Source organism: Legionella sp. km535, assembly GCF_003990085.1.
Lineage (GTDB): Bacteria > Pseudomonadota > Gammaproteobacteria > Legionellales > Legionellaceae > Legionella > Legionella moravica.
The window spans coordinates 1-5,439 of record NZ_RZGU01000045.1 but is presented as its reverse complement, the minus strand read 5'-3'; the positions used below and the strand labels follow the sequence as shown (position 1 = coordinate 5,439).

Here is a 5,439-nt window from a genome sequence, read left to right as displayed (position 1 = left end):
GGATCAAATGCAATTTAGAAAAACCGGTGCCAGTTAATGCCTTCTATTTAGATAAAAAGCCTATGTCTCCAGAAGTGCCACTTCTACTGGAGACTAAAACTTAAACCGGACAGTAGTGCGCTTTCGCGGGGATAACTGATAACAATCAGGAGCAAGACTTGAAGCATCGAAAGCATAAAAAATTCAAAAGCAGGATGATGCTGTTCACCACAACATTCATCATGCTTCGAGGCACAAGCCATCGCAATCCAACAGGCATCACGTCACATCATCAAACCAATTAGAAGAGATCTTCCTGGGTCAAACCGACTCTCTCCAATAAAGTTCGTAATGTTTTTAACGCTTCAACCTGAATTTGGCGAACTCGCTCGCGAGTCAAATCAATTTCTTTACCGACATCCTCAAGCGTTGCCTTTTCAAAACCTCTCAGGCCAAATCGTCGCGCGATTACTTGCTGCTGGTTTTCAGTCAATTTATCCAATAGAGATTCTATATGTAATCGAAGATTCTCATTTGTTAACAGTTCGGCCGGATTCACGCTGTTTTCATCAGCAATAGTATCCAACAAAGATTTGGTTTCATCAAAGCCGATAGGTGTATCAACTGAAGTTACTTTATCATTTAATCCCAACAGTTTTTGAACATCCTCCAATGGTTTATCAACCATTTCAGCGATTTCTTCTGGTGAGGGTTCATGATCGAGCTTTTGTGTTAACTGTCTTGCTGCCCTTAAATAGACATTTAACTCTTTAACTACATGAATTGGTAAACGAATGGTTCTCGTTTGATTCATGATAGCGCGCTCAATAGTCTGTCTTATCCACCAGGTGGCATAAGTTGAAAATCTGAAGCCTCGATGAGGATCAAATTTCTCCACAGATTTCATTAGACCCAAATTACCTTCTTCAATCAAATCAAGTAGTGGTAATCCTCGATTCAGGTAACGGCGAGATATCTTAACAACCAGACGTAAGTTGGATTCAATCATCTTCTTACGTGCCGCAATATCCCCTTTCAAAGCAAGAGTTGCATAATGAACTTCTTCCTCGGCACTAAGTAAAGGTGAAAACCCAATTTCACTTAAATACAGTTGGGTCGCATCCATCGCCTTCGCGATATTTTTACCTCGTTGGAAAGTAGGAAAAGCAGCATCATCGCTGAAATCAGGCAGATCAATAAGTTCCTCATCCTCTGACTTTTCTATAATCGATTCAATATCATCCTCGATTAAAAGAGAATCATCATCAGGCTCAACCCACTCTTCTTCCTTGATTTCCGTCTCTTTAATTGGCTCATCATCCGCGCTCATTGTATCACCTATAATGTTTAGCCCCGTTTCGAAATGTATGTTGCTTCTCAACAAGTCTATTGTTGCTATAACTACAAGTTATATGTCAACCTTTTTGTAGATAATTCAATGGATTGACTGGTATTCCCGCCTTTCTAATTTCAAAATGAACGCCCCAATATTTACGTTCAATCATTCCAGCTTCTGCTATCACTTGGCCCGCATTGACTCGCTGCCCTTCAGAAACCAGATTTCTGGAATTATTTCCATATGCTGTTAAAAACTCATTATTGTGTTTGATAATGATTAAATTACCATATCCAGCTAATCCACTTCCAGCATAAGCAACTACGCCTCCCGAAGAAGCACGAACTTTGCTTCCTTTAGTACATGCAATATTTATGCCTTTTTTACCTTGAGCAGGAACAAATGAAGTGGCAACTTGACCGTTTACAGGCCATAACCATCCAGAGCGTGAACCCAAACGAGAGAACACAGTTGGTGAGTGAAAAACCCTTCGCGGACTTCGGGTAACTGGCTTTGTATATCTGGGAGTATAAGCTTTTCTTACCGGATACCGTGTTCGTGTAACGCCCTGAACATTAAGAACTTGTCCAACCCTCAAAGAAAATGGTGGGCGCAAATGGTTTAACTGAGCAAGCTGTCTATAATCTGTATCATAACGAAATGCTATTGCATAAAGAGTTTCGCCACGCCTTACGGTGTGAGTTTTTTGATATTTCGAATAAGGTTGCCATTTTAGCTCAGTTACCGGAGCCAGGTCATTTCTTGCCCCACAACCGGCAAGAATTATCAGGAGCAGTAGGCAAAAAAGTCTTTTGCATAAATTTAGCATTTTAAAAATCTCAAATTAAATGTTCATTTATTATACTTTGGATTTAAGCCTGCAAATGCACCCCGGACAGCACTTGGGATAACTGATCAAACAACTTATAATTCGTCATATCCAGATGCAGTGGAGTAATAGAGACAAAACCTGAGTTAATTGCATGAAAATCTGTTCCTGGGCCGGCATCTGCCTCTAATCCAGGGGGACCAACCCAATAAATAGGCCTGCCCCTTGGATCATATTCTTTAACGGTAGGTTCAGCACCATGACGAGTACCTAATCGTGTTACTTGCAATCCCTTGATTTGATCCAATGGTAAATTGGGAACATTTACATTGAGTATCGTTTGAGAAGGAAGACTGTTAACGCTTAATTTCATAACCAACTGCCGGGCTATAACAGCCGCGGTTTGATAATGCAGGTTCGTATCACCAACCATGGAAATGGCTATGGCTGGCAATCCAAGATAGCGCCCTTCCATCGCGGCAGCAACAGTTCCAGAGTACAAAATATCATCACCTAAATTGGCACCTTCATTGATTCCGGAAACAACAATGTCAACTTGATGATCTAAAAAACCGGTTAATGCCAGATGGACACAATCAGTTGGTGTTCCTTCTACACTATGATAGTCATTATCCAGTTTTTTTATTCTGAGCGGATCTCTCAAGGTTAATGAATTACTCGCGCCACTTCTGTTTCGGTCTGGTGCAACTACATCGATCTCTGCAATTTTGGCAAGCTCTGTAGCCAAAACTCTTATTCCAGTAGCCGACACGCCATCATCATTACTTACTAAGATTCTCATCATCAACTCTCAGGTGATTCCAACCATTTCACTACAGCCAAATAGTCGGCTAAATCATGCTCATTTTGCTCTAAAGAAACTTTTAATTCAGAATTCGTTCCGGCGTCATGCAACTCCAGCTTTTGCTTCGCAATCGTTTGCTGAAGGGCTAAAATTTTATTACCAAAAGCCTGTGGATTTAATTGCAATTGATAAGCCAGGCTATTCATCCGACTGCCCAGTTGCCCAATCTGCTCGCAGGTTAAACCCTCCGGCTGTTTGTTTGGACAGGACTTTATGGCCATTTGTAATTCATTAGGATTGGAGCGGTAATAGTTTTCGCCACGTTCACTACAGGCCGTTAATCCCATTATCATGAAAAGCATCACCAGGTACTTATTCATTCACAACCTCTTGATGTAGACTACAAAAAGCCGATATTATCACCAGTCAGCAAGTAACGCTATCTTAAAGAGAAAACCACATGCTAGATTTTAAACTGAATCGTGACGCACAAACCGGTGAGTTGTATATTGAGACCGCTTTATGTGGTAAGCCTTTACTGACCACACCACAACTAAATAAAGGTACTGCTTTTACCAATGAAGAAAGAAAGGAATTTGGTTTATTGGGAAAACTTCCCAATCGTGTAGAAACTCTGGACGAACAAGTAAAGCGAGCTTATTTACAATACTCAACCTATACCTCTCGATTAAAACAAAATATTTATCTAAATAATCTGCATGATAAAAATCAGATTGTTTTTTATAAATTGCTGAGCCGTCATTTGGCTGAAATGTTGCCAACTATTTACACACCTATAGTGGGCACTGCAGTGAAGCGTTTCAGTCATGAATACCGACAGCCCAGAGGCCTTTACATTGCTCATTCTGAAAAAAACCATATTGAAGAGATCATTAATAACCGTTCCAATCCGGAAATAGATCTTATTGTCGTAACCGACGGAGAAGGCGTTCTGGGTATTGGTGATCAGGGCATAGGTGGTATGGATATTCCGGTTGCCAAACTCATGGTCTACAGCTTATGTGGGGGCATCGATCCGACACGAACTTTGCCCGTATTTCTTGATGTAGGCACCAACAATCAGGAACTGTTAGATGATCCGATGTATCTGGGATGCCGCCATCAGCGCATTGACAGTTCTGAATACGACAATTTTATCCTGACCTTCGTCACTGAAGTGCATAAACAATTTCCCAATGCGTTCCTTCATTGGGAAGATTTTGGCCGCGGAAACGCCAGACGTATCCTGGATCAATATCAGGATCAATTATGTACGTTTAATGACGACATTCAGGGGACTGGCGCTGTAACCCTGGCGGCTTTATTGGCTGCTTGCGATGTCACTGGTACAAAACTTCAGGATCAACGCATTGTAGTATTTGGCGCAGGTTCAGCAGGTACGGGTATTAGTGACCAGATTATTGATGCGATGGTTCGTGATGGCCTGAGCATCGAAGAGGCGTATCAACGATTTTGGTTAATTGACAGACAAGGTTTATTACTTGATACCGATATGGATTTGACGGATGCACAAAAGCCTTATGCACGAAGTGCAGATGAGATCGCATCATGGGCAATTAATGAGAAACAGCATCCATCGCTCACCGATACAGTCCGTCATGTAAAACCTACGATCTTGATAGGCTGCTCGGCTCAAACTGGTGCTTTTTCCCAGGATATCATTGAAAGCATGTCAGCGCATTGTGATCGCCCGATTATTTTTCCTCTCTCGAATCCCGATGAAAAATGCGAAGCGCAACCGGCAAATATTTTAGCCTGGAGCCAAGGTAGAGCGCTTATAGCTACAGGAACAGCATTTCCTCCTATTGAGTTTCATAACCGTATGGTTCAGGTAGCTCAGTGCAATAATGCTTTAGTATTTCCTGGCATTGGTTTGGGAGTCCTGGCCGTTAATGCTACTCGATTAACCAAAGAAATGATTCTGGCTGCAGCAAAAGTACTGTGTGATTTCGCACCTAGCAAAAAGGACAGTTTCCTACCTTTATTGCCATCCTTGGACAATGCTCAAACAGTAGCCAAGGCTATTGCAGTTGCTGTGGCTCGTTGTGCTATTGACTCAGGATATGCGCAAAAAAATCATGATGCTGATCTGGAGCAATTAATTCATGATATTTTTTGGGAGCCTCGCTATTTACCGTTTAGAAAAGCAACTTCCAGGTCGAGTTAACCATTGACCTCTGTGCATACCTGGCTGAGCCAATCACGGCCGCTTGACCACATCATTGCCTACCCCCTGGATCCCGCGGTCAATGCCGCGGGAATTCGGTTGAGGTGTGAGTAAAAACTATACTTCGAATTTCCGCGGCTTCGACCGCGGAATCCATTCTATAAAGCGGAACTGGGCTTCAAAGATGCAAAGAAGATTCAAGGACAAGCTACGGTACGTAGACTCTTGCAATTAATTAAAGCGGTCAATGCCGCGGGAATTCGGTTGAGGTGTGAGTAAAGACTATACTTCGAATTTCCGCG

6 protein-coding genes are annotated in these 5,439 nt (G+C 42.1%); 2 read left to right on the top strand and 4 right to left on the bottom strand.

Translation table 11 applies throughout. From position 1 onward, the window contains the following. The first annotated feature begins 158 nt into the window (after positions 1-158). Positions 159-284, top strand: coding sequence for a hypothetical protein (locus tag ELY21_RS15955; protein ID WP_255411199.1), 126 nt, complete (start codon positions 159-161; stop codon positions 282-284). On the opposite strand, the gene rpoS is transcribed toward ELY21_RS15955, so the two are convergent. The 4 genes from rpoS to ELY21_RS15330 form a co-directional block, all read right to left on the bottom strand. Then, a complete protein-coding gene (gene rpoS / locus ELY21_RS15345; protein WP_127110916.1) occupies positions 281-1,309 on the bottom strand; it encodes an RNA polymerase sigma factor RpoS in 1,029 nt (342 codons plus the stop codon). The two genes, ELY21_RS15955 and rpoS, sit on opposite strands and share 4 nt — an antisense overlap. Before the next feature lie 85 nt (positions 1,310-1,394). Then, positions 1,395-2,144 (bottom strand): peptidoglycan DD-metalloendopeptidase family protein, encoded by a 750-nt coding sequence (locus tag ELY21_RS15340; RefSeq protein WP_028384413.1) that lies wholly within the window; start codon positions 2,142-2,144, stop codon positions 1,395-1,397. A gap of 43 nt (positions 2,145-2,187) precedes the next feature. After that, entirely contained in the window at positions 2,188-2,946 is a 759-nt protein-coding gene (gene surE / locus ELY21_RS15335) for a 5'/3'-nucleotidase SurE (RefSeq protein WP_127110917.1), read from the bottom strand. Positions 2,947-2,948: 2 nt separating this feature from the next. Beyond that, entirely contained in the window at positions 2,949-3,329 is a 381-nt protein-coding gene (locus ELY21_RS15330; protein WP_127110915.1) for a hypothetical protein, read from the bottom strand. 80 nt (positions 3,330-3,409) lie between these two features. Here ELY21_RS15330 and ELY21_RS15325 point away from each other — a divergent pair, with 80 nt between their 5' ends. Continuing rightward, the gene (locus tag ELY21_RS15325; RefSeq protein WP_127110914.1) at positions 3,410-5,137 is read left to right on the top strand and encodes an NAD-dependent malic enzyme; all 1,728 of its coding nucleotides are present in this window, start codon (positions 3,410-3,412) and stop codon (positions 5,135-5,137) included. Positions 5,138-5,439 lie beyond the last annotated feature (302 nt).